This window comes from Streptomyces sp. 796.1, assembly GCF_047525675.1.
Taxonomy (GTDB): Bacteria; Actinomycetota; Actinomycetes; order Streptomycetales; family Streptomycetaceae; genus Streptomyces.
Map to the genome: position 1 here is coordinate 89,232 of NZ_JBLIWA010000005.1, position 20,844 is coordinate 110,075.

Annotated in this window: 18 protein-coding genes; 10 read left to right on the plus strand and 8 right to left on the minus strand. The window is 71.1% G+C overall.

Features of this window, described 5'->3' with window-relative positions; translation table 11 throughout:
• Positions 1–291: 291 nt before the first annotated feature.
• Positions 292–588 (plus strand): DUF1330 domain-containing protein, encoded by a 297-nt coding sequence (locus ACMA1D_RS05440; RefSeq protein ID WP_414722707.1) that lies wholly within the window; start codon positions 292–294, stop codon positions 586–588.
• Between the two features lie 330 nt (positions 589–918).
• On the plus strand, positions 919–1,638 hold the full coding sequence (locus ACMA1D_RS05445) for a DUF981 domain-containing protein (protein ID WP_414722708.1): 720 nt from the start codon (positions 919–921) through the stop codon (positions 1,636–1,638).
• Between the two features lie 241 nt (positions 1,639–1,879).
• Here the strand turns inward: ACMA1D_RS05445 and ACMA1D_RS05450 are convergent, their stop codons facing one another.
• The 4 genes from ACMA1D_RS05450 to ACMA1D_RS05465 form a co-directional block, all read right to left on the minus strand.
• Entirely contained in the window at positions 1,880–2,602 is a 723-nt protein-coding gene (locus ACMA1D_RS05450; protein WP_414722709.1) for a helix-turn-helix domain-containing protein, read from the minus strand.
• 459 nt (positions 2,603–3,061) lie between these two features.
• Entirely contained in the window at positions 3,062–4,237 is a 1,176-nt protein-coding gene (locus tag ACMA1D_RS05455; RefSeq protein WP_414722710.1) for an MAB_1171c family putative transporter, read from the minus strand.
• Positions 4,238–4,685: 448 nt separating this feature from the next.
• Positions 4,686–6,923, minus strand: a complete 2,238-nt coding sequence (locus ACMA1D_RS05460; protein ID WP_414722711.1) for a S1 family peptidase — start codon at positions 6,921–6,923, stop codon at positions 4,686–4,688.
• A gap of 14 nt (positions 6,924–6,937) precedes the next feature.
• On the minus strand, positions 6,938–7,459 hold the full coding sequence (locus ACMA1D_RS05465; protein ID WP_414722712.1) for a hypothetical protein: 522 nt from the start codon (positions 7,457–7,459) through the stop codon (positions 6,938–6,940).
• 379 nt (positions 7,460–7,838) lie between these two features.
• On the opposite strand from ACMA1D_RS05465, the gene ACMA1D_RS05470 reads away from it, so the two are divergent.
• Positions 7,839–11,204 carry a hypothetical protein gene (locus ACMA1D_RS05470; RefSeq protein WP_414722713.1) on the plus strand — a complete coding sequence of 1,122 codons (3,366 nt, stop codon included), beginning with the start codon at positions 7,839–7,841 and terminating at the stop codon, positions 11,202–11,204.
• A gap of 185 nt (positions 11,205–11,389) precedes the next feature.
• On the opposite strand, the gene ACMA1D_RS05475 is transcribed toward ACMA1D_RS05470, so the two are convergent.
• Positions 11,390–12,070, minus strand: a complete 681-nt coding sequence (locus ACMA1D_RS05475) for an SDR family NAD(P)-dependent oxidoreductase (protein ID WP_414722714.1) — start codon at positions 12,068–12,070, stop codon at positions 11,390–11,392.
• A 395-nt stretch (positions 12,071–12,465) separates the two neighbouring features.
• Between ACMA1D_RS05475 and ACMA1D_RS05480 the strand changes: the two genes are divergently transcribed.
• The 4 genes from ACMA1D_RS05480 to ACMA1D_RS05495 all read left to right on the plus strand — a co-directional run bounded on the left by ACMA1D_RS05480 (position 12,466) and on the right by ACMA1D_RS05495 (position 16,303).
• Entirely contained in the window at positions 12,466–12,876 is a 411-nt protein-coding gene (locus ACMA1D_RS05480; RefSeq protein WP_414722715.1) for a winged helix-turn-helix transcriptional regulator, read from the plus strand.
• 252 nt (positions 12,877–13,128) lie between these two features.
• Positions 13,129–13,650: a VOC family protein gene (locus tag ACMA1D_RS05485; protein WP_414722716.1), complete on the plus strand. Its 522-nt coding sequence runs from the start codon at positions 13,129–13,131 to the stop codon at positions 13,648–13,650.
• A gap of 276 nt (positions 13,651–13,926) precedes the next feature.
• Entirely contained in the window at positions 13,927–15,300 is a 1,374-nt protein-coding gene (locus tag ACMA1D_RS05490; RefSeq protein ID WP_414722717.1) for an MBL fold metallo-hydrolase, read from the plus strand.
• Between the two features lie 259 nt (positions 15,301–15,559).
• Positions 15,560–16,303, plus strand: a complete 744-nt coding sequence (locus ACMA1D_RS05495; protein WP_414722718.1) for a sulfite exporter TauE/SafE family protein — start codon at positions 15,560–15,562, stop codon at positions 16,301–16,303.
• A gap of 252 nt (positions 16,304–16,555) precedes the next feature.
• Here the strand turns inward: ACMA1D_RS05495 and ACMA1D_RS05500 are convergent, their stop codons facing one another.
• Positions 16,556–16,834, minus strand: coding sequence for a metal-sensitive transcriptional regulator (locus ACMA1D_RS05500; RefSeq protein WP_349990413.1), 279 nt, complete (start codon positions 16,832–16,834; stop codon positions 16,556–16,558).
• A 69-nt stretch (positions 16,835–16,903) separates the two neighbouring features.
• Here ACMA1D_RS05500 and ACMA1D_RS05505 point away from each other — a divergent pair, with 69 nt between their 5' ends.
• Positions 16,904–17,473, plus strand: a complete 570-nt coding sequence (locus tag ACMA1D_RS05505) for a rhodanese-like domain-containing protein (RefSeq protein WP_414722719.1) — start codon at positions 16,904–16,906, stop codon at positions 17,471–17,473.
• Between the two features lie 139 nt (positions 17,474–17,612).
• Here the strand turns inward: ACMA1D_RS05505 and ACMA1D_RS05510 are convergent, their stop codons facing one another.
• The gene (locus ACMA1D_RS05510; RefSeq protein WP_414722720.1) at positions 17,613–18,230 is read right to left on the minus strand and encodes a CGNR zinc finger domain-containing protein; all 618 of its coding nucleotides are present in this window, start codon (positions 18,228–18,230) and stop codon (positions 17,613–17,615) included.
• Between the two features lie 173 nt (positions 18,231–18,403).
• On the opposite strand from ACMA1D_RS05510, the gene ACMA1D_RS05515 reads away from it, so the two are divergent.
• Entirely contained in the window at positions 18,404–19,144 is a 741-nt protein-coding gene (locus ACMA1D_RS05515; RefSeq protein ID WP_414722721.1) for a metallophosphoesterase, read from the plus strand.
• Between the two features lie 28 nt (positions 19,145–19,172).
• Positions 19,173–19,868, plus strand: coding sequence for a LysE family translocator (locus tag ACMA1D_RS05520; protein WP_414722722.1), 696 nt, complete (start codon positions 19,173–19,175; stop codon positions 19,866–19,868).
• Between the two features lie 136 nt (positions 19,869–20,004).
• On the opposite strand, the gene ACMA1D_RS05525 is transcribed toward ACMA1D_RS05520, so the two are convergent.
• Positions 20,005–20,364, minus strand: a complete 360-nt coding sequence (locus ACMA1D_RS05525; protein ID WP_414722723.1) for a hypothetical protein — start codon at positions 20,362–20,364, stop codon at positions 20,005–20,007.
• Positions 20,365–20,844: the final 480 nt, after the last annotated feature.

Sequence of the window (20,844 nt, forward strand, 5' to 3'; positions counted from 1 at the left end):
AGCAGCCCTTGCGGCCAGAGCGTGAGCATTGCCTTGTTGCCGGGTGGGTCGCCTACGAGGCGGTCCGCGGCGCCAAGAAGGTGGGGGAGACTGCACCGCACCGGAGGTCTTCGTATCTCACCGTAATGCCCGGCTGGCCCGGCCCGGTCGAGCCGGGCCGGAAACTGAAGAGCGAAGCCGTCTGGCTCCGGCTCCGGCTTCGACGCCGTCTCCGCCGGTTCGCTGCCCCCACCGCGCGCTGACCAGGCACCTGCGCATACTGATCATCAATTCCCCAACAAAGGAGGCATCGTGGCCAAGGGTTACTGGGTCAGCGCCTACCGCACCATCGCGGACCCCGAGAAGCTGGCTGCCTACAACGAACTGGCCGCTCCGGCCGTCGCAGCCGGGGGCGGGCGGCTGCTCGCCATCGACGGCCGTGTCGTGGCACACGATGCCGGAATCGTCGAGCGCACCATCCTGATCGAGTTCGACAGCTTCGAGCAGGCGGTCGCCGCACACGCGAGTGATGCCTACCAGAAGGCGCTGGCCGCACTTGCTGACGGCGTCGAGCGCGACTTCCGCATCATCGAAGGTCTCGACGACTGACGATGGAGCCGGTACGGCCCAGGCCGTACGGTTCCCGGGTGCCGCTCGGGCCAACGGCCATGCCGCGTAAGGGTTAATACGCTCTTATGTGGCATGGCCGTTGCACAGGTTGTCGAGCGTTCGAAAGATGACCGCGGTGAACGACCCGCCTCGACGCGACGCCCTGCGACGCGATGCGCGGCCTGAGCCACCCTGCCCCACGCCCTACCCCCCCTCGCCATCTGGCCCGCACTGCCAATCGGAGTACACCACGGGGGTCTTCAGGGGGCTTCGCGCCCGAACACGTGCCAGGGGCCGTCCAGAGGGCTGACGAACCGGTTTCCTCGGGCCATGAGCACACTCATGGCAGCCGCCGACACCGGTCTGAAGATCGACTGGACGCGCATGCCCACCTACAACACCATCATGTCCCTCGCCGCCGGGGCCGGCCTGCTGCTGATCGTTGCCCTCGGGTTCCGGCTCGTCAACGGTCACCCCGTCGTCTCCGAGAGCTGGGCCCTGGCTTTCGGGGTGCTGGGAATCATCCTGTTCACCACCGGTCTCCACATGACCCTGACCTGGCCGCTCGCCGGGCAGGGCTTCCCCTTCGACAACATCATCTTCGGGGAACCCTCCCTCGCCTTCGGCGTCCTGCTGTTGGCCGCCTCCTTCTACCTCTGGAAGCGCGGAACCCAGTTCGACACCGAGCCCGACCGCGAGCGCACCGCCGCCGTCCTCACCGGGCCCATCTCCGTCTTCGTCTTCGGCCTGGGCCTCGCCTGCCTCGGGATCGCCGCCGCCGGGTGGAAGTACACCCTCTTCGCGGCCCCTCCGGAGGAGCCGATCTCCGGGGAGTTCGCCGATCACCCGATGCTGGAGGCGAGCTTCATGTCGGGCCTCTACGTCCTCGTCGGCGTCGGCGCCCTCGTCTTCCCCGCCCTGCTGCGCCGTCGTACCAAGGCCACCACCTGGATCGTTGGCGTCTGCTGGGCCCTCAGCGGGCTCGCGTTCCTCGCGTTCGGTGCGCTCAACTACTTCACGCACATCGGGCTCATCGTCAACACGATGTAGTTGACGGCGCGGGGCGCCTACCCCGCCCGCCCGCTGGGTGGGGGCGGAGCGGGCAGGGGCGGTTGATCGGTATGCGGGGCAGGGGGTGGTGGGCAGGGCCTCGGGGGTGGCGGGGCTGAGGAACGGACACGGCCCGTCCCGCGGCGGAGGCTGGTGCCCGGCCAAGGCCGCTCGCTGGCCCGCGATGCCTTCGCCCAGCCGCCCCACGACCCGCCAAAACCGACGTCAACACCCTTTTCCCTTACGCGGGCATGACGGCCATAAAGCGGTACCAGGGAAGTTGAAGAGGCATGAGCGGGACGAAGGAGATGGCGTAGACGCGAGCGTCAGGGCCGCGGAGTCGGCGCGTTGTTTCGGCCGCTGGATAGGAGAGGGAAGGCAGGTTCGGGGAGTTCCACAGGCGTCGGCCTGCTGCCGTCGAGAGTATGGATTGGGTGACGGCCTGCATGCGCGTGTCGTCTTTCCATTGCGCGTCGTGCAGGCGGAGTTGGGCCATCATCGGTAGGGCCCAGTCCGATTCCCAGCGGATTAGGCTTTTGGGGGCTTCGGGGTTGGTCAGGGCCCATTCCATGACGTTGGTGCCTTCCCGGAGCCAGGGGAAGAGGCGGGTGATCGCGCGGTTGTGTGCGAGTACGTCCCAGCGGTAGTCGCAGAGGTACGCGCCCCAGGGTTCTAGGCCCTCGACGAAGGTGCGGATACGGGGCGGTATCGGATTATTGCTGGTGGGGGCCATGATCTCGTCGGGGAGGTCCTGTGCGCCGATGAGGCGGTAGAGGACGAGCCATTCCTCCTCGCTCAGGCCCAGAGCGCTTCTGATCTTGGTCAGGAGGGCGTTCGAGTGCCGGCCCGAGTTTCCGTTCTCCAGCGCGCGGTACCAGCGGCCGGAGACGCCGCAGAGTTCGGCGGCCTGGTCCGTGGAGAGGCCGTTGCGTTCGCGGGCGGCGCGGAGCACACGCGTGATCATGTTCGGGGTTCCAGGTCGAGCATTCATGGCAGAAGACAATGGAGAGATCGTGAATTGGGTCACACCCCGGACGTGTCCCAAATCGCAAGCGCTCGCTCGCGCCTTTCCTTCTGTGACGGCATTGGCTGGCGGAATTATACGGCGCTTGTGTGATCGGCCCGTGCGGCGTGGAACCGCTGTTCCCCGTCGCGTAAAGAGCGGGTCGGAATGCTCGCGGTAGGGGTCTCATACCGCAGCGGTTTGTCCAGGGTGACGAGGGGGTCGGTCGGGTTCGCCCGTAGGCGGTGCAGGGCTTTTGGGTGCTGGAGGGGCGCCAGGCCGGTGACCAGGTAGCCGGTGTGGCCAGGGGAGCCGGTGGCCACCGGCTGCACGGGGCAGGCGGAGCGCAGCGCCGCGTACGTGGGATATGGGATAGGGGTCCCGCAGGAAGCCTGGGGCATCAGCCGGGGTCGGGCACCTTCAGTGTTCTACGGGTTCCGGCCGCCGCGTGCCGGCCTCGCGTGCCGGATGGGCGGCGTAGGCGGCGGCCACCAGGAGCAGCCACTCCGGGTCCGCGCGGCGATCCGTACGGGGGCCGGCCGCCGGGAGGGGCGGGGCGACCTCGTCGGGGAGCGCGCCGGCGTCGCGGGCGGTCAGGGCCGCGTACACGACGGCCGCCTCTACCCCGGCGTTCCCCACCTCACTCGTGGTGTCGAAGATCCGCAGGGCGGCTTCCTGGACCGTGCGTGATCGGTACGGCCGGAGCGCGCGGATGCCATCGCTGATCTCGGTGACCCGCCGTTGGAGCAGGAGGTGCGAGTCGTGGTCGGCCGGGCGCGGGGGCGGCAGGTCGGTCTCGGGAACCGCGCCGGTCACATCGCGCCACAGGGCGCCGAGCGCCTCGTAGGACCGCGACTCCCAGCGCCGGCGCCGGAGTTGACCGATGGGGTACGCGATGGCGGGCAACACGAGCCCGAGGCAGAACAGCAGGTCGGCCGGCGCCGGCGACGTCACACCGGAGACGCACGACGCGGCCACGGGCGACGAACACGTCGAGCTCTCGGGCGCGAGACGGACACCCAGGTCGGGCGAGACCAGGGCCGTCAGCCTGTACGCCACGTAGACCAGCGCGAGGACACAGCCTGCTGCTGCCGTGCGTAGCCCCATCCGTACGCTGACACGCCGATTCGACCGCGCCTGACGCATGGCTTGGAGGAGGAAGTCGCCTGCGGTGAGGCCGAGTTGGGAGGCGAAGAGGAGCGTGTACGGGGCGTGTGCCCGGGCTGGGCCGTGCGACATCTGTGCGTAGCCGAAGAGCGCGGCCATCGCGCAGACGGTCACGGCGAGGAGTGCGAGGCGCGGCCGAATGTGCCGCCGGGCTGGGACCGTCCCCAGGTTGCACTGGAGCGCGAGAGCCACGAGCGCGGTGGCAGTGGTCAGCGAGGCGCAGTCGTGCAGGAACCGGGCGAGGTGCGGTACGAGGGCTTCGCCGGCGCTCTCACCCAGCGGTGCGTGGCAGGCGAAGACCAGCGCCAAGGAGCCGAGGAGGGCGCCCATGGCCCAGGCGCCGGTCGGCCGGGGAGCGCGCCGGCCGATGTACCAGTAGAGGGCAGCCGCCGCGAGCAGACCCGCCATGCCGAGGAATGCGACGTTCATCGCGAACGGGATGGACCTCTCTCGAAGGGCTGGGCGAATGGCGTGCCCCAGCTATCCGTTCCCCTCTCCAGTTGGCGGGAGAGGGGTGTGCGTGCGCAGGAGATGCGGAGGCGGGTGGCCGTGGCTTGCGCCAGCATCTCCGCCGCGCGTTCGTCGGCTGATGGATAACCCGTGAGTCCTGACAGGCGCGTCACCGGTGAGGGCGGGCGGAACGGTGACGGGCACAGGCACGACACCAACCTCCCGCTTCGGCTACGCCTCACCCTTTTGTTGTGGGCGACAGTCGGGAGGATGCCAAAGGTGGGTGGAAACCTCACGCTCGGTGGAACTCGGAGTTCCAGGGACGCTCCCGTACCGCCGCCGCGGACCCCCGAGAGCCCTCCCGGGCCGGGGTGGCCTGGGAGGGCTCTCGGGCAGTGGTGGCGCGGGTGATGCGTCGGGTGGACGGTTACCGCGCCGAGTGGCCGAAGCGGTCGCCGACCGGCGGGAGACCGCCCGTACCGGGTTGGTAGGTGGTCACCTGGGCGACCGTGCCGCCTGCGATCGCATTGGACATCGGCAGGGCGTGCAGCGAGCCGTAGGGGGAGGGGCCGTACGGCATGCCGACGTACAGCTTCGTTCCGGTGAAGTGGATGTTGTGGCCCACGTACTGGTCGGCCCCGGGGGAGCCGGGTATGCCGGCGCTGCCCGGTGCGATCCACAGGTCGGAGTCGCCAGGCGCGCTCAGCAGGGAGAACGTCTGGACCGCGCCCGCGTCGGGGGCGCTGCCGATGTCCTCGCCGGAGACACCCACGGCGATCCGCAGGGTGGCCGCGGTGCTCTGTGCGCGCGGTGCGGTGTTCACGACGGCGATCTGGTCGCCGAAGTGGTCGCCGGGTTCGCTGGCGCCCGAGACGCCGTCCTCGTTGGTTCCCTGCCAGAAGCTGTTGAGCTGGCTGTAGGCGCCGGTGGCGGTGATGCGGACGGCGATGACGCGGCCGGTCTCGGCCCGGTTGACGTTGTCCACGCTCAGCCCCTCACCCGGCGAGCCGATCGCGAGGACCGACTCGGTCGCGGTCGCGGGGCCCGCCGTGGTGAAGTCGACCATGGCCAGCGTGGCGCCGAACTTGTCGCCCGCTTCGGAGCCGCCGCTGAGCGCGTCGGAGTCCTGTGTGATGCCGGCCAGCGGAGTGGGGACGCCGTCGGTGCCCACCGTGTGCCCGAAGGTCCACACGCTGCCCGCGCCGGCCTGCCCGCCGACGGTCTCGGCTGGCGCGCCGACGGCGAGGTGGCTGCCGTCGGCGGCGACGCTGGTGCCGAATCCGTCGCCGGCCTCGTCACCGCCGGGGACGTTGGGGCTGTTCTGGGTGACGGACGTGTTCGTCTTGCCCCGCAGATAGAAGACCATGCCGGCCTTGGCGAGGCTGCCGGAGTTCTGCCCGGGCACGCCGATCAGCAGGTACGGCTCGCCCGCGGAGGTGCGGCCGGCGGCGACCGCGTGCCCCATGCGGTCGCCGGACTGCGAGGCCGCGGCGGCGAGCGCCCCGGCGCCGGTGCCCTGTTCCAGGTGCAGGGTGGCGGCCCCGGTCCCGATGCCGCCCCGCGCGCCGTGGAGCACGTCGACCACGCCGGCGTCGACGGCGCTGCCGAGGTCTTCGGCGGGAACGCCGACCACCAGGTCGGTGCAACCGTCCTCGTTGTGGTCGACGGTGTCGATCACCTCGCCGAACCAGTCGTCAGATTCCGAGTCACCCGGCACCCAGTCGAGGTCCTGGGTGATCTCGGCCGTGCCCTTGCCGTCGCCGTACACCACCCGGATCACGCCCGCCGATGCCTTGCCGCCGACGGTCGCCTTGGGGTCGCCGATCGCGATGTCCTGGGCTCCGTCGCAGTTGAAGTCGGTGATGGGGGTGGCGACGACCTTCGACTCCACCCAGGAAGCCAGGTCGTCGACGCGGGTGACGACTCCGCCGGTACGGGTCTCGGTCGAGGCGATGCCGAAGCAACCCCCTTGGTATGAGCGGCTGCTGAGGGCCACCAGTTGGTGGCTGCCGTTGACTGTGCGCACCACCGGGCCGCCCGCGTCACCCATGCATGCAGCCGCGCCGTCCTTGCCCGTGTAGGTGGCGGAGGTGGCGGTGGGTGCGTCCACGGCGAGCGCGCCGGTGTGCAGCTTCACCGGCGCCCAGTCGGTGGCCGTACGGCCGTAACCGGCGAACCGCAACTCCTCACCCGCGGCGGGGGCGGTGCTGGCCAGCGAGATCGGAGTGACCTCGGTGACGGGCCGGGACAGCCGGGCCAGAACCAGGTCGCGGTCGGTGCGCGGCACCAGTTCCACGACGTCGCGAACCGCTCCCTGGTTGGTGCCCAGGTCGGTGCGGCCGATGGTTGCGGTCGTTTTCAGTCGTGGTTTGCCGGGCGGGACGGCGAGGCTCTGTGCGGGTGCTTCGGCGAAACAACTGGCCGCGCTCAGCAGCCAGTCCCGGTCCACCAGGACGGCGGAGCAGCCACGCATGGCGTCACCCACGACCACCTGCGCGGTGTAGGTGTAACCGTTGGTGGAGTCGGGAGTTCCGGTGACGGCGTACGTGGACGCGGGAGTCACCGCGAGCGAGCCCGTGAGCAGCGCCGCGGTCACCGCGAATCGGGCGACGGGTCTGCTGTGCCGGGCGGCCCCGGAGCGCTCGGGGCGCGGGGTGGTGGGCATGATGCGGCCTCCGGTCACTTGCTCGTACGGATCTCGACCAGGACGAATTCACGGGTCTGTGGGTCGGTGGCTTCGCCGACCGGAGTCCAGGTGTCCTTGGGCACCTCGACTTCCTGCGAGGCGTTCTCCGCCGCGGTGAGGGTGACGTCGGCGGTGTGCACTGCCGAGCCCTTGACGGCGAACACCGAGGGAATCTCCAGGGAGAGGTAGCCCGTGGTGCCCACGGTGCGGAAGCAGACCCGGTCCTTGGACCGCGACCACACCTCAAGGAGTCCGGTGGCCGAGTCGCAGGTGGCCAGGGTGATGTGGCCGTCACCGCGCTTGAGGACGATGCCCGTCTCTTCCTTGATCTTGTCGGCGTTCGGGTAGAGATAGTCCTCGACCGCGTAGCCGGGCTGGTCATCGGCCACCGTCACGGTGGCGTGTGGTGGGTTGGACGCGCTGTCGTGCGGGATGGCGTTGGTGGCGGCCACGAGCGCGGTGACGCACGCCGCTACGGCCACACAGACGCCGGCTGTCCGCCGGGCCAGCTTCATGGAGTCTCCCTCTGGGTCCAGACGATCGGGTGGACGTGGCACGCGTGCCCGTCCCGAGCAGGCGGTGCACCGGCACGCGAACGCTCGGCCATGGCGGCGCGGGGCAAGGCACCCGCGTCGCTCCCGGGGCGGCTGCACGGCTGCATCGACGAGAGCCCGACGACACAACTGCCGTTAAACGTCCGGAAGTTCATGGCTCCACGGCGTACCGACAGCTAGCAGCAGAGTCGGGGGGAGTCTAGGATCACACTCGCGAAATTGTCATGCCTTCGATCAATTTGTGTGCAGTCCGCAGGTGCGCGCGAGGCCCACGGGGCAGTTCGTTCGGCGGAGCGTCGCCGGCTGCGTCGCCACCGGACGACGACAACGGAGGGACATTTTGGACGTCACGTTCTGGAGTAGACGCCGCGTTCTCGGTGCCATAGCGGCCACTGCAACCGCCACTGCGACCTCAAGTCTCGTACTGAGCAACACAGTTGCCTGGGCCGATCCGCCGCCGGACGACGACAGCGACCCCTTCGCCCTGCCCGACACCGACCGGGCGAAGGTCATCAAGGAGTGGATGGTGGGCGGCAAGGCCGTCCACGCCGCCGCGGAAGTGGCACTGACCGGCTCCGACGCCGACGTCCAGGACTTCCTGGCCACCGGGCTCGCCCAGGCCACTGCCGAGGACAACCGGGTCGCCGTCATGACGTCCCTCGCCGCAGGCGGGAAGGGCACCCGGCGCGAGGCGACCGCCGCGCTGAACGGTGGCGACCCCGCCATCGCCGCGTATCTGGGCGGCGGCTTCAAGTCCGCGATCGTCGAGGACCTCCAGGTCGCCACCGCGGCCGTGATGTCCACCGGAGGCAGGGCCGTCAACCGGGACGGCGGCACCGCCCTGGAGGCGGGCACCCAACAGGCGCTGGAAACCTTCCTCACCGACGGGCAGTACACCGCGCGCCTCCAGGACCTACGGGTGGAGGTGTCCACCCTGATGGTGAAGGCGGGCCCCGAGGTGCAGAAGTACGCCTCCCGGGCCCTGTCGGGTGGCGCGGCCGACGTCGAGTGGTTCCTCGACACCGGCCAGCACATCGCCCGCGCCCGTGACCAGGAAGCCGCGACGATCGAAGAGCTGGTCGCAGTCGTCGAGCGCGAGGGCAGGAAGGCCGACGCGAAGACCAAACAGGCGGAAGAGGCCGCGGCGCGCGCCGTGGACGCCGCCGCGAAGGCCAGAGAGGCGGCGGAGAAGGCCGCGGCCGAGGCCCAGGCCGCCCAGGACGACGTGGTGAAGTCAGGGAAGGCGGCCCGTAAGGCGGCCGAATCCGCGAAGGGCGCAGCCGACTCGGCCCGCGCCGCCATCTTCGCCTCCCACGCAGCCGTTCAGGCGTCCCGCCGCGCCGCCTACGCCGCCACTGCCGCGAGCCAGGCCGCTGCCACCGCGGGTTCCGCCGCGGCCCGCGCGTACCACGCCGCCATCGCCGCATCGAAGGACGCGTCCCAGGCGTCCGCCGCCAAGAACGCCGCCGTCGCCGCCCGCAACGCCGCTGCGAAGGCCCGCAGCGCGGCCAAGGCCGCCGACCACGCCGCGACTGCCTCGGCGCAGGCCGCGAACGCCGGGTCCGCCGCGGCCTCGGCAGCGCGCAACGCTGCGGCTGCCGCGAACGCCTCCGCTACCGCAGCCGCCGCCGCTGGCCGGGCCCAGGCCGCGGCTGCCGAGGCCAAGCGACAGGCGCAGATCGCGAACAGCAACGCCCGGATCGCGACCAACGCGGCGGGAACGGCCCAGGCGCTGGCCAACACGGCGGCCACCGCCGCCCGTACCGCACGCGACGCCGCCAACAGTGCTGCCGGCCATGCGGAGAAGGCCGCTGACGCCGCCGAGTGGGCCGCCACCTACGCCGGTCAGGCCATCGAGTACGCGAAGAAGTCGACCGAGTTCGCCAACGAGGCGACCAAGGCCGCCAATGTCGCCATCGATGCCGTCAACCGAGCGGTCGAAGTGGAGAAGCAGGCACGCGAGGCGGAGTGGCAGCGGCTGGACGAGGACGCGGAGCAGGCCGTCGAGGAAGCTCGGCTACTCGCGTCGTTGGAGAAGCAGCAGAAGGCCGACGCCGCTGACCGGCGGACCCAGGCCCAGCGCCTGGACCAGGCGACGAAGGACCTGATCGCGCAGGCCGAGGCGGCGCTGCGGGGTGGCGATACGGCGGGTGCCACTGCCCTCGGGCGCCAGGCCGCCGTCGCCCTGATGAACTCAGAAGGCACGTGGTCGCGCGAGGCAGCCACGTTCGCGCTGGCCGGCGCGGACGCCGACCTGCACGCCTGGATCGAAGCCGACCGGCAGTTCGCCCAGCACCAGGACGACCGGGAAAGCACCCTCTACCTCGCCCAGGTCGCCTCCCCCAATGTCGCCGACGCCGCGACGTCGGCGCTGGAGAGCGACGACGCGGCTACGGTCACGGCCTTCCTCAGCACCGGCGCGATAGAAGCCGCCGCCATGGACAACCGCGTCCTGACCGCCTCCCTGCTGGCCAACGACCCCGGCAGCGCGGTGAAGAAGGCAGCCAGTAGCGCCCTGGACGCCGGCACGGCGCGGGCCCTGTACGACTTCTTGACCACCGAGTACGACGTCGCGCTGCGCGAGGACGATGCGGTGGCCACCGCCGCGATCCTCGCCACGGCAGGTCCCTATACGAAGGCGCACGCCCGGGCCGCGCTGGAGGGCCCGGTGTGGATGCGGCGCAACTTCGTCGCCTCGGTGCAGTACAAGACCGCCCAACTCGACCAGGACTCCGCCAGCCACATCGCCGCGATGCAGGGCGCGATCGCCGCCGCCGCGAAGATCGCCCACAAGGCGCAGGAGGACGCCGCGCGGGCGCAGGAGGCGGCGGCCAAGGCCCGTAACGCCGCTGCCGAGGCGCAGGAGTGGGCGGACAAGGCGCAGAAGTCGGCTGCTCAGGCGGTCCAGTTCGCGCGGCAGGCGGATGCCCATGCGGACGCCGCCGAGCAGTCGGCCAAGGAGGCACAGGCGTCGGCCGACCGGGCGAAGAAGGCGGCGGCCACCGCCCGCCAGGCCGCCCGCTCGGCCAACTACTCCGCCAACCGTGCGGTGGACGCCGCCGACCGTGCGGCTGCGTCCGCCGACTGGGCCCAGGCGTCGGCCACGTCCGCCCGGGCGTCGGCGATCCAGGCAGGCCAGGACGCGAAGACCGCGGCAGCCGCAGCGAGCCAGGCGCACCGGATCGCCGTGGCGAAGCGGCAGGCCGAGGTTGCGGCTGCGGCCAGGAGGGCGGCCGAGGCGGCCCGCAAGGCCATGCAATCCGGTACGAACCCTGCTGACACGCCCGACAACGACGATGTCAAGGGTGGCCTGCCCTGGTGGAAGGAGGGCGCTCGGTGGTTGGCCAAATGGACCAGGAGAGGCAGTATTGCAACCTCACTGGTCTCCGGCGGTTGTGGCCTTCTCGGCACGCTGGCTCTCATGGGCGGGGCCACCGCACCTGCGGCGCCGGTGCTTGGCCAGTTCGCCATCTTTTTCGGGAACATGTCGATCGGGCTGTCTGGTCTCAACGTCGTGTTCACCGCGATCGGTTACGGATGGGGTAGCGAACTCAAGAAGTCGCTGTATCGCTTCAGCCTCAGCGTGATCACCTTCGGTCAGGGCCCCGCGGTCAAGGCCGTCTTCAACCCCATTACCTTGGGGACGATTGCGTCAACTACGCGTGACCTCTTCTCACCGATCACCAGTGTGTTGGGAGGCTGGTGACCTACCTCGCAGACCTCGCACCCTCATGACGGGGGTGAGGCGTGAGGTTGGGTGTGCCGACCGTCCAACAGGTGGAGTCGGACGGTCGGCATCCCCGTGCAGGGCCACGACGTTCAGGCCCGCCCGCTCCGGCCGGGAATTCCGGTGCGCTTACCCGCGTACGGGGGCGAGGCAAGCCCGGCCCGTCAGGCGTTGAAAACCACCTCGGAGCGGTCGCGGTTTTCGTGCAGGTCCCAGTAGAGCGGGGCGATCTGTTCGGGCGTGGCCTTCGGGCCGTCTGTCGGGCCGTTCTCGCCTATCCAGACGTTGATCGCCACATGGGCCGCGTGCACGCCGCTGCCCGCCAGTTCGTTGTTGAGGTTGATCACCCAGTTACGCAGGGCCGCCTGGGCCGCGTTGGCGTTGCCGAACATCGGCACCGGGTCCACGGAGCCCCCGCCGGTGGTGAACAGCAGGGTTCCGGCGCCCGCCGCGCGCATCGCGGGCAGGACCGTCCGGGCTGCCGCGACGGCGCCGTACAAGGCGTACTCGATGACGGGTTGCAGGTTGTCCACCGTGACCTCCGACGGAGTGGCCAGGGTGAGGCCCGGCACGGGGGAGTGCGGGGCCGGCGAATACTCCAGTACGTCGATGCCGCCGAAGTGGGCCCCGGCCGCGGCCAGGGCGTCGGCCAGGGCGGCGCGGTCCAGGATGTCGGCGGGGAACGCGGCGGCCCTGATGCCTTCCTGGCCGAGCTCGGCGACCAACGTCTCCAGCTTCTCCCGGGTACGGGCGATCAGGGCGACGTCGAAGCCGCGGCTGCCGAAGGTGCGGGCGATGGTCAGGCCCAGGCCGGGGCCGGCGCCGACGATGGCGAGAGTGGGCACGGTGAGACCTCTTCTGTGCTGTGGCCGCCGGGGCGTGCCGGGGCCCTGCCCCGCTGGCGTGCCGATCGGGTGTGTGGGTCGGGCGTGGGTGTGTACGTGAGGTGTGGGTGTGTCGGTCGCCGAGGAGGTGAACGGTGGTTCGGTCGGCGAACTGCCGTGTCCTGTGAGCGACTTGGGGCGCCCGTCGGCGTCGGCGTTGGCCACCTTCGGTGGTGGTGGGGGCCGGGGGGCCGCGGGTTGGGTGGGAGTTCTCGGTCTGGACGCCCAGGTCCTGGCCGGGAGGGACACCCTGGGCCGCGGTCCTGCCTTCGCCGGTTCGGTACCGCCACTATGGGCCAGGATGAAAGGCGATACAAAAGGCACATCGGTGTGCGCGACGGAGGGGGACGGGTGCCATGCAGGACAGTGCTGGTATCGAGATGGCGGCTTCGGCCGGGCCGTGCGCGAACGTCCCCGTGGAGCACATGGACTTCGTCCGACAGGTGCTCGACCGGGTGGGTGACAAGTGGAGCATGTTGGTCATCGCCGTCCTGGAGGGCGGCCCGGTGCGGTACACGGACTTGCAGCGGCAGGTCCCGGGCATCTCCCAGCGCATGTTGACCCGCACCCTGCGCCAACTCGCGGAGGACGGGTTGGTCACCCGTACCGCCCACGCCGAGGTGCCGCCGCGCGTCGAGTACGCGCTCACCCCGCTCGCCAGTGGACTGATCGACGTCGTCACGCAGTTGATCGGGTGGGCCGTCGAGCACCATGACGAGGTCCGGGCCAACCGTTCCCGCGCCGCCGCCACCGGGCCCTCCACGTAGCGGAGTTGAGGGCGGCGCGCCTCCGCGCGCCGGAGTGCCGGAGTGCCGGAGTGCCGGAGCGGCGGGGGGCGGGGCGGGGACGTCTGAGGGGACGCGGACGTCGCCGGGTTGTGTTCGATTCGCCGTGGGAGTGGATCGGCGCGCGGTGGGTTTCCTCGACGTGATGTACGTACATCAATGTGCCTTTTGTAAGGCCCCGGTTACCTCCCTACGGTGAGGCCACGCACTATTCGTAACCAAGCGAGGAGTGGCATGCCGATCCAACGTCTCAACCACGCCGTGCTCTACGTCCGCGACGTCGAACGCAGCGTCGCCTTCTACTCCGACCTCTTGAACTTCCGTCTCGATCACCGCCTCCACGCGGACGGCGACGTGCCCGAGGCCGCGTTCCTCCAGGCCGAGGGCTCGACCAACGACCACGACCTGGCCCTGATGCAGATCGAAGGTCCGGTCTCCCCGCCGGGGCCTGGGCGACGCCCCGGGCTGGCGCACCTGGCGTGGGAGGTGGACACCCTGGCCGAGCTCCGGCGCATTCGCGGCAGGCTGCTGCGGTGGGGTGGGTTGACCCGGGAACTCGACCACGGCACCACCAAGTCGCTGTACGCGAACGACCCGGACGGCCTGCCGTTCGAAGTGTGCTGGGTGGTGCCCGCCGACCGGGTCGGCGGGGTGGCCCGCGAGGCCCTGGCGCCGCTCGACCTGGATGCGGTCATCGCGCAGTTCGGTGCGGACCTCCCTGGCGGGATCGGGATATCGGTTCCGGCCCACCACTGAACTGGCAGGTGCCGTTCCTCTCCGGCGATCCGCCGCCCCGACCTGCCGGGGCCCCTCGATGTCGTACGGGCCTGCCGGCACCTTGAGGCCCGTACGACGGTGACGGTGCCCACCCACAGGCCCTCCGCCTGCTGGCTCTCCACCCACAGGCCCCACGGGCCACCCACAGCCCATCCGCCAGGGTCGCCGCACGCTCTCTCGAATACCCCCCTGGGTATATCTGTTACCGTGGATTGACATACCCCGGGGGGTAAATTTCGCAAGGGAGAGCAAGCCGTGTTCCACATCCACGTCCTGGAAACCGAAGGTCTGGGCAACCGCAGCTACCTGGCGGGTGGCGGCCGGGCGGCGGTGGTGGTGGACCCGCCGCGGGACGTCGACCGGGTGATCGCCGCTGCCGCCCGGCGCGGGGTGCGGATCGTGGCGGTGGCGGAGACCCACGTACACAACGACTACGTCACCGGCGGGCTTGAGCTGGCCCGGCTGACCGGCGCCCGCTACCTGGTGCCCGCCGGGGCCCTCGTGGACTATGCCCGGGTCGCCGTGGCCGACGGCGACGTCGAGGAGATCGAGGCGGGGCTCGGGCTCCGTGCCGTGGCCACGCCCGGGCACACGCCGCACCACACCTCGTACGTACTGGAGGAGGACGGCCGGGCGGTCGCCGCGTTCACCGGCGGTTCGCTGCTGCTCGGCGGCGTGGGCCGGCCGGACCTGGTCGAGCCGCGGCTGACCGATCGACTGGCCCGCGCCCAGCACGCTTCCGTGCGCCGGCTGGCCACCGAGTTGGACGACGAGGTGGCCGTGCTGCCCACGCACGGGTTCGGCAGCTTCTGTTCCGCCGGCCAGAGCGGTGGCGGGCATGCCACGATCGGGGCGGCGAAGGCGACCAACCCTGCGCTGCTGAAGGACGTGGAGACGTTCGTCGCCGAACTGCTGGCAGGGTTGGACGACGTGCCGGCCTACTACGCGCACATGGGCCCGGCCAACTCCGCAGGACCCGCGCCGATGGACCTGACGGCGCCGGAGCGGGCGGACGCCATCGAGATCGCCCGCCGCCTGGCTGCCGGTGAGTGGGTCATTGACCTGCGCGATCGCCGGGCGTACGCGCAGGGACACGTCGCGGGCTCGTTGAACATCGAGGTGGCGGGACAGTTGGCCACCTACCTGGCGTGGCTGATCCCGTGGGGCAAGCCGGTCACCCTGCTCGCCGAGACCGCCGACGAGATCACCCGGGCGCAGCGCGAACTGGCCCGGGTGGGCATCGACCGCCCGGCCGCGGCGGCCGTCGGCTCACCCGCCGACTGGGCCGGCGACGGGGTGCCGCTCGCCAGCTTCCCGAGGGCCACCTTCGCCGACCTGGCCGCTGCCCGCGAGCGCGGTGCGGAACCGGTCGTACTGGACGTCCGGCGGGAGGCCGAGCGGTCGCAGGGTTGGATCGAGGGCAGCGTGCACGTCCCTGTCCACCAGGTGCATCAGCGGCTGGACGAGGTGCCTGCGGGCACGGTGTGGGTGCACTGCGCGGGCGGTATGCGCGCCGCGATCGCGGCATCCGCCCTGGACGCGGCCGGACGCGAGGTCGTCGCCGTCGACGACGGCTACGCCGCAGCCGCCGCAGCCGGCCTCACCCTCGTCACCCCCGCACAGCACTGACCACGCCCCACCCGCGCCGGCCACCCGCAAGGGCCCGGGCCCGGGTGGCCGGCGCCAGAGGAAGCACCATGTTCTCGCCGTTGAGCGGCCCTGCCCGCATGACTCCCGCAAGGGGCGGACGACTGACTCCCTCAGGGGGTGGCCGACAGACTCCCGTACGGAGCTCCCACCCGGCTTCCGTACGGGGTGACGGACCCGCCTGCGTACGGGGTGGCCGCACGGCTCCCGTACAGGGCGGTCGGGCGGCAGGTGGCGTCGGATGACCGCGCTCCTGTTCGCCCTCCTCGCCGGGGCCCTCGTCGGTCTCGCGCTGGGCTCGCTCGGCGCCGGCGGCAGCATCCTGGCCGTGCCCGCCCTGATCTACCTGCTCGGGTTCAGCCCGCCCGAGGCCACCACCGCCAGCCTGATCATCGTCATCGTCACCTCGCTGACCGCCCTGGTGGCGCACGCCTGGGCGGGGGCGGTGCGCTGGCGGGCCGGCCTGTCGTTCGCCGCTGCCGGGCTGCTGCCCGCGGCCGTGGCCGGCTCGTTGTCCGTACGGGTTCCCGCCACGGTGCTCACCCTGTGCTTCGCCGCGGTGGCGGTGGCCGCGGGCCTACGGATGCTGCGCCGTCGCACGCCCGTGGAGCGGGCGGCGGTGTCGATGCCCCGCGCGGCCGGGGCCGGGGCCGCACTCGGCGCGGTGACCGGCTTCCTCGGGGTCGGCGGCGGTTTCCTCGCCGTACCGGCCCTGGTGACGGCGCTGGCGATGCCCATGGGTGTGGCCGTCGGCACCAGTCTGCTGGTGATCGCCACCAATGCCCTGGTCGCCCTCGGGGCCCGCGCATCCGCCGAGGTCAGCCTGGACTGGGCCGTGCTCCTGCCGTTCATCGCGACGGCGGTGCTGGGGGCCTGGGACGGCAGGCGGCTGGCGGCGAAGGTCCGGCCCGCCGTCTTGCGACGGGTCTTCGGAGGGTTGCTGCTGGGCGTCGCCGTGGCGATGGCGGTCGGCACCGCGCTGTGAAGGGTGTGCGGGGGTGCTGCACTGCGGATCGGCGCCGCATGGGGAAGGGGGCGCGCCCTTGGGTAGGGGCACCGCGCTGTGAACCGGCACCGCGCTGTGAACGGGCGCCACCTCGTGAACGGGCGTCCCGCCGTGCACCGGCACCACACCCTGAACGGGCCGGCGCCCCCGTCGCGGGTGGCCGAGCACCCCGGCGGGTGGTTGCACGCCCCGGGCGGGCCCTGCGGCGGACCGCAGGGGAGAGCAGGGTTCTCAGGCCAGCGAAAGGAACAGCTTCTCCAGCCGGGCACGCATCTGGGCCGAGTCCCGTACCTGCGGATCCTCGCTGGTCAGGCACTGTTGCAGACCGGTCGCGATGATCGAGAAACCGGCCCGATCGAGCGCCTTGGAGACCGCCGACAACTGCGTGACGACGTCCTCGCAGTCCCGGCCCTCCTCCAGCATCTTGATCACCCCGGCGAGCTGACCCTGTGCCCGCCGCAGCCGGTTCAGCGCCGACTTCAGTTCCTCGGCACTCATGTCGAGTTGCACACCAACCTCCTCGTATACCCCCACGGGTATCTTACCCTCGGGGGAGCACACCAGAAAGGCACCCGAACCATGACCGCCACCGCGCTCACCCCCCACCAGGCCGCCTCCCGCTTCGGGGAATGCACCGTGATCGACGTCCGCGCCCCGGGCGAGTACGCCGCCGGCCATCTGCCCGGCGCCCACAACATCCCGCTGGACCGCCTGGGCGACGCCGCGGCGGCCCTGACGGAGGCCGCGCGGCGCACTCCGCTCCTCCTCGTCTGCGCCTCCGGAGCCCGGTCCGCCAAGGGCTGTGACCAGTTGGCGAGCTATGGCATCGAGGCCAGCACGCTGGAAGGCGGCACCCATGCCTGGGCCTCCATAGGCTACGAGATCGAGCGGCCCCAGGGTGGCCGCGCGACCTGGCCCATGGACCGGCAGGTCCGTCTCGTCGCCGGCACCCTGGTCCTGATCGGTTTCGTCGTCGGCCTCGCCTGGTCACCCGCGCACTGGCTGTCCGGTGCCATCGGCGCCGGGCTCCTCTTCTCCGGCGTGACCAACACCTGCGGCATGGCCACGCTCCTGGCCAAGCTGCCCCACAACCGCGCTCCCAAGAGTGCCGTCACCTTCGACGAGACCCTGCGCCGCCTGACCGCCTGACCGCCTGACCGCCTGACCGCCTGACGCCGCCCCGCCGCCCGGGTGCCCCATTCCGCGTGCCCGCCGATCCGCCGCAGCGGCCGGGCCGGCGCGGCGATCGGCGGGGCCGGTGCGGCGACCAGCACGCCCCCCCACAAGGTCAGGACGGGGCGGAACCGCCATCGGTCACCGTGCGCTGACGCCGGTAGTGGCGGGCCGCCCGGGCCCGGTTCCCGCAGGACGGCTTGCACCACTCCTGCCGCCCGTGGCTCTTGAGGAAGTAACGCACACAGCGGGGCGCGGTGCAGGCGCGCAACTGCGTGTGCTGCGGCCCGCTGAGGAAGTCGATCGCGGCCCTGGCCAGGACCGCGACGAGTCGTACGCGCGGCTCCTCTTCCGCGGACAACAGCCGGATGCCGGGTGCTCCACCGGCGGGCCAGTCGAGCTGCGGGGCGACCGGTTCCCGCGCGGCGCTCGCGTTGAGGTGGGCCACGGCCCGGTCGGCGGGCATCAGGCGATGGGCGTCCGCCGGACTGGGGGGAGCGGGGCTGACCACCCGGGCGAACAGGGCCCGTACCGCCTGCCGAAGCTCGATGACCGCCAGCCTGAGGTCTTCGTCCACCGTGAGCGCGCCGGCCGGAACGTGGTCGGCCAGCAGGTCCGCCTGTTCCTTGAGCCAGTGCGCCGTCCCCCGGATCGTGGCGAGGTCGTCGGTGACGCCGCCGTCCCCGTCGTGGCGAACCGTGCTCGCCAGTTCCAGTGCAAGCCAGCGCTCCACGCGGCATCCCCTTCCATCTCGGTGCCAGGTTGCCAGCCACTTGATCACATCGCCGCACGCACCCTAGGGTCCCTAACGGTAAATGAAAATCTTCCGTTAGGAGTCGGGGCGGGTGGTGGCGCCAGCCTCGGCACGGGACGGCGGCCCCGGCCGTCATGGGAGGCGACTGCGGCATGACGCTGCTTGCGCAGATCAGCGACCTACACCTGGACGGCAGCGAGCGGGCGACCCGCCGCGCCATCCGCGTCATGGATTACCTGCGGGCCCTGCCCCGCCCGGTCGACGCGCTACTGGTCACCGGGGACATCGCCGACCACGGCGAGGAGGCCGAGTACGAGGAGGCGGCGCGGATCCTGGCCGCCCCCTTCCCCGTACTCACCTGCCCCGGGAACCACGACGTACGAGCGGCCTACCGCAAGGCCCTGCTCGGCCAGGCGCCCGACCCCGGCCCCGTCAACCAGGTCCACCACATCGCCGGCACCACCGTCCTGATGTGCGACTCCACCATCCCGGGCCGCGACGAGGGACGGCTGGACGCCCAGACGCTCGGCTGGATCGACGCCACCCTCACCGCGCTGCCGCAGGACGCCGCGGCACTGATCGCCTTCCACCAGCCGCCGGTCGTACTCCACCACCCCCTGCCCGACGCGGGCAGGCTCCAAGAGCCGCACCGGCTGGCCGAGTTGATCCACGCACACCCGCAGGTCGTCGCCGTCCTCACGGGCCACGCCCACACCGCGGCCACCTCGACCTTCGCCGCCCGTCCGCTGATCGTCGGCCCGGCCGTCACCTGGACCCTGCGCATGCCCTGGGAGGGCGAGGGGGCCGCGGACCGGGACCAGCCACCCGGCCTCGCCTTCCACGTCGTGGACGACGAACGGCGCCTGACCACCCACTACCGCGTCGTGCTCTGATCACCCACCCGCACGATCCGGAGGCACCGTGGTCCACCCCTACGCCGTCGCCGGGTTCCTGGTGGCGGTCCTTCCGCTGATCGCCACCCCCGGCGCCAGCCTGGCCCTGTTGATCCAGCACGTCACCGACGGCGGTCGCCGGCAGGCCCTCCCCGTCGTCCTCGGCACGGTCACCGGCCTGTACGTCCACGCCGCACTCGCCGTGGCCGGCCTGTCGGCCCTGGTCATGCACTCCAGCGTGGCCTTCACCGCCGTCAAGCTCGCCGGCGCCGGCTACCTCATCGGCCTCGGCATCTGGACCTGGCGCTCCGCCGCCCCCACCACGACGTCCAACCCGACCACGACACCCGCCCCGCGGACGACATCCACCCTGGCCGGGACACCCACACCAGCCACGACACCCACCCCGCGCCGGCAACGTCCGGCCAAGCGCGCGGAATCCGTCTACGCGCAGGCGCTGCTGGCCAACGTCCTCAACCCGAAGGCAGCGGCCATCTACCTGACTCTGGCCCCCCAGTTCATCGCGCCCCGCCAGCCCTTCGGCGGCCAGATCCTGACCCTGGCCACCGCCCATGCCCTGCTCATCGCGCTCTGGCTCACTGCCTGGACCGTACTCGTCCGCCGCGCCTCCCGCGCCCTGCGAACACCCTCGTTCCAACGCGCGGCAGCCAGGATCACATCGGTGGTCCTTCTCGCCCTCGGCGTGCGGAGCGCTGTGGCGTAGGGCTCGGGAGGGTTGGCGGATGGGGGGCGACGTGCGACACAAGCGGGCCACATGCGGCACCCCCTGCCGACGGTTGAGTGCTCGATCGGGGAGCAACTCGCCCCACTCGGTGGGCAGCGAGTGCGCTACTCGCCGGCTACGGACACGGGGTGCCGGGCTGTGTCACGTGCAGCTTGATCTCTCCCTCGGCCTGCCAGCGGCTGTCCAGGGGGGTTCCGGTCGCGGGCTGTTGGGAGCAGACCAGCCAAGAATCGGGTTCGCCGTCGGCTGGGTTCGCGTATGGGTTGACGTCAGGGCGGGCGCCGACGAGGCGGGAACCCTTGGTCAGCGATTTCTCCACATCGGCGAGAGCCGATCGCGCGCCGGACACCGTCAACCCGGTGACCTTGGGCATCTTCAGCCACGGGGCCGGGCTGCCGTCCTTGCCCGGGCAGGGCTCAGCCTTGTGGACGGCGGCGAACTCAACCGACTTTTCCTGTTGCGACTGGAAACACACGGACCAGTCGGCACGGGGCGCCCGATCGCTATCAGTGGCGTCGTGGGCCGATGAGGAAAGGCCGGCGAGACGCGCTTGCTCCTGGGCGGCTGCGAGGGCCTGTCCTTTCTGGGGCGCGAGATCCGGTGATGACTCTGCATCGCTGCCACAGCCAACGGCCATCGTCGCGCCGATTATGGCCAGCGAGATCGTACGGAGGGAAAATCTCATTGTTGGTCGACTTTCTGCCTCCTGTTCTGACACTGCAACAGGTGTGGCATTCATCGGTGGCTGCGTAGGGCGAACCCGTACGTCAGCCGGCTCCAGTGCGTGATTCCCGTAGCGCCTCTCTGCTCAGCTCAGCCAGGGGTTCGAGGCCAAACGGACAGGGCCTTTGATATTGAAGGCAATCAGGTCAACAAGTCGCACTGATGCTGGCAGTGTCGCAATGAAGTGTCAAGAAATATCGGGTAGTTGGTGGGGTCGTCCCGCACTTCGGTG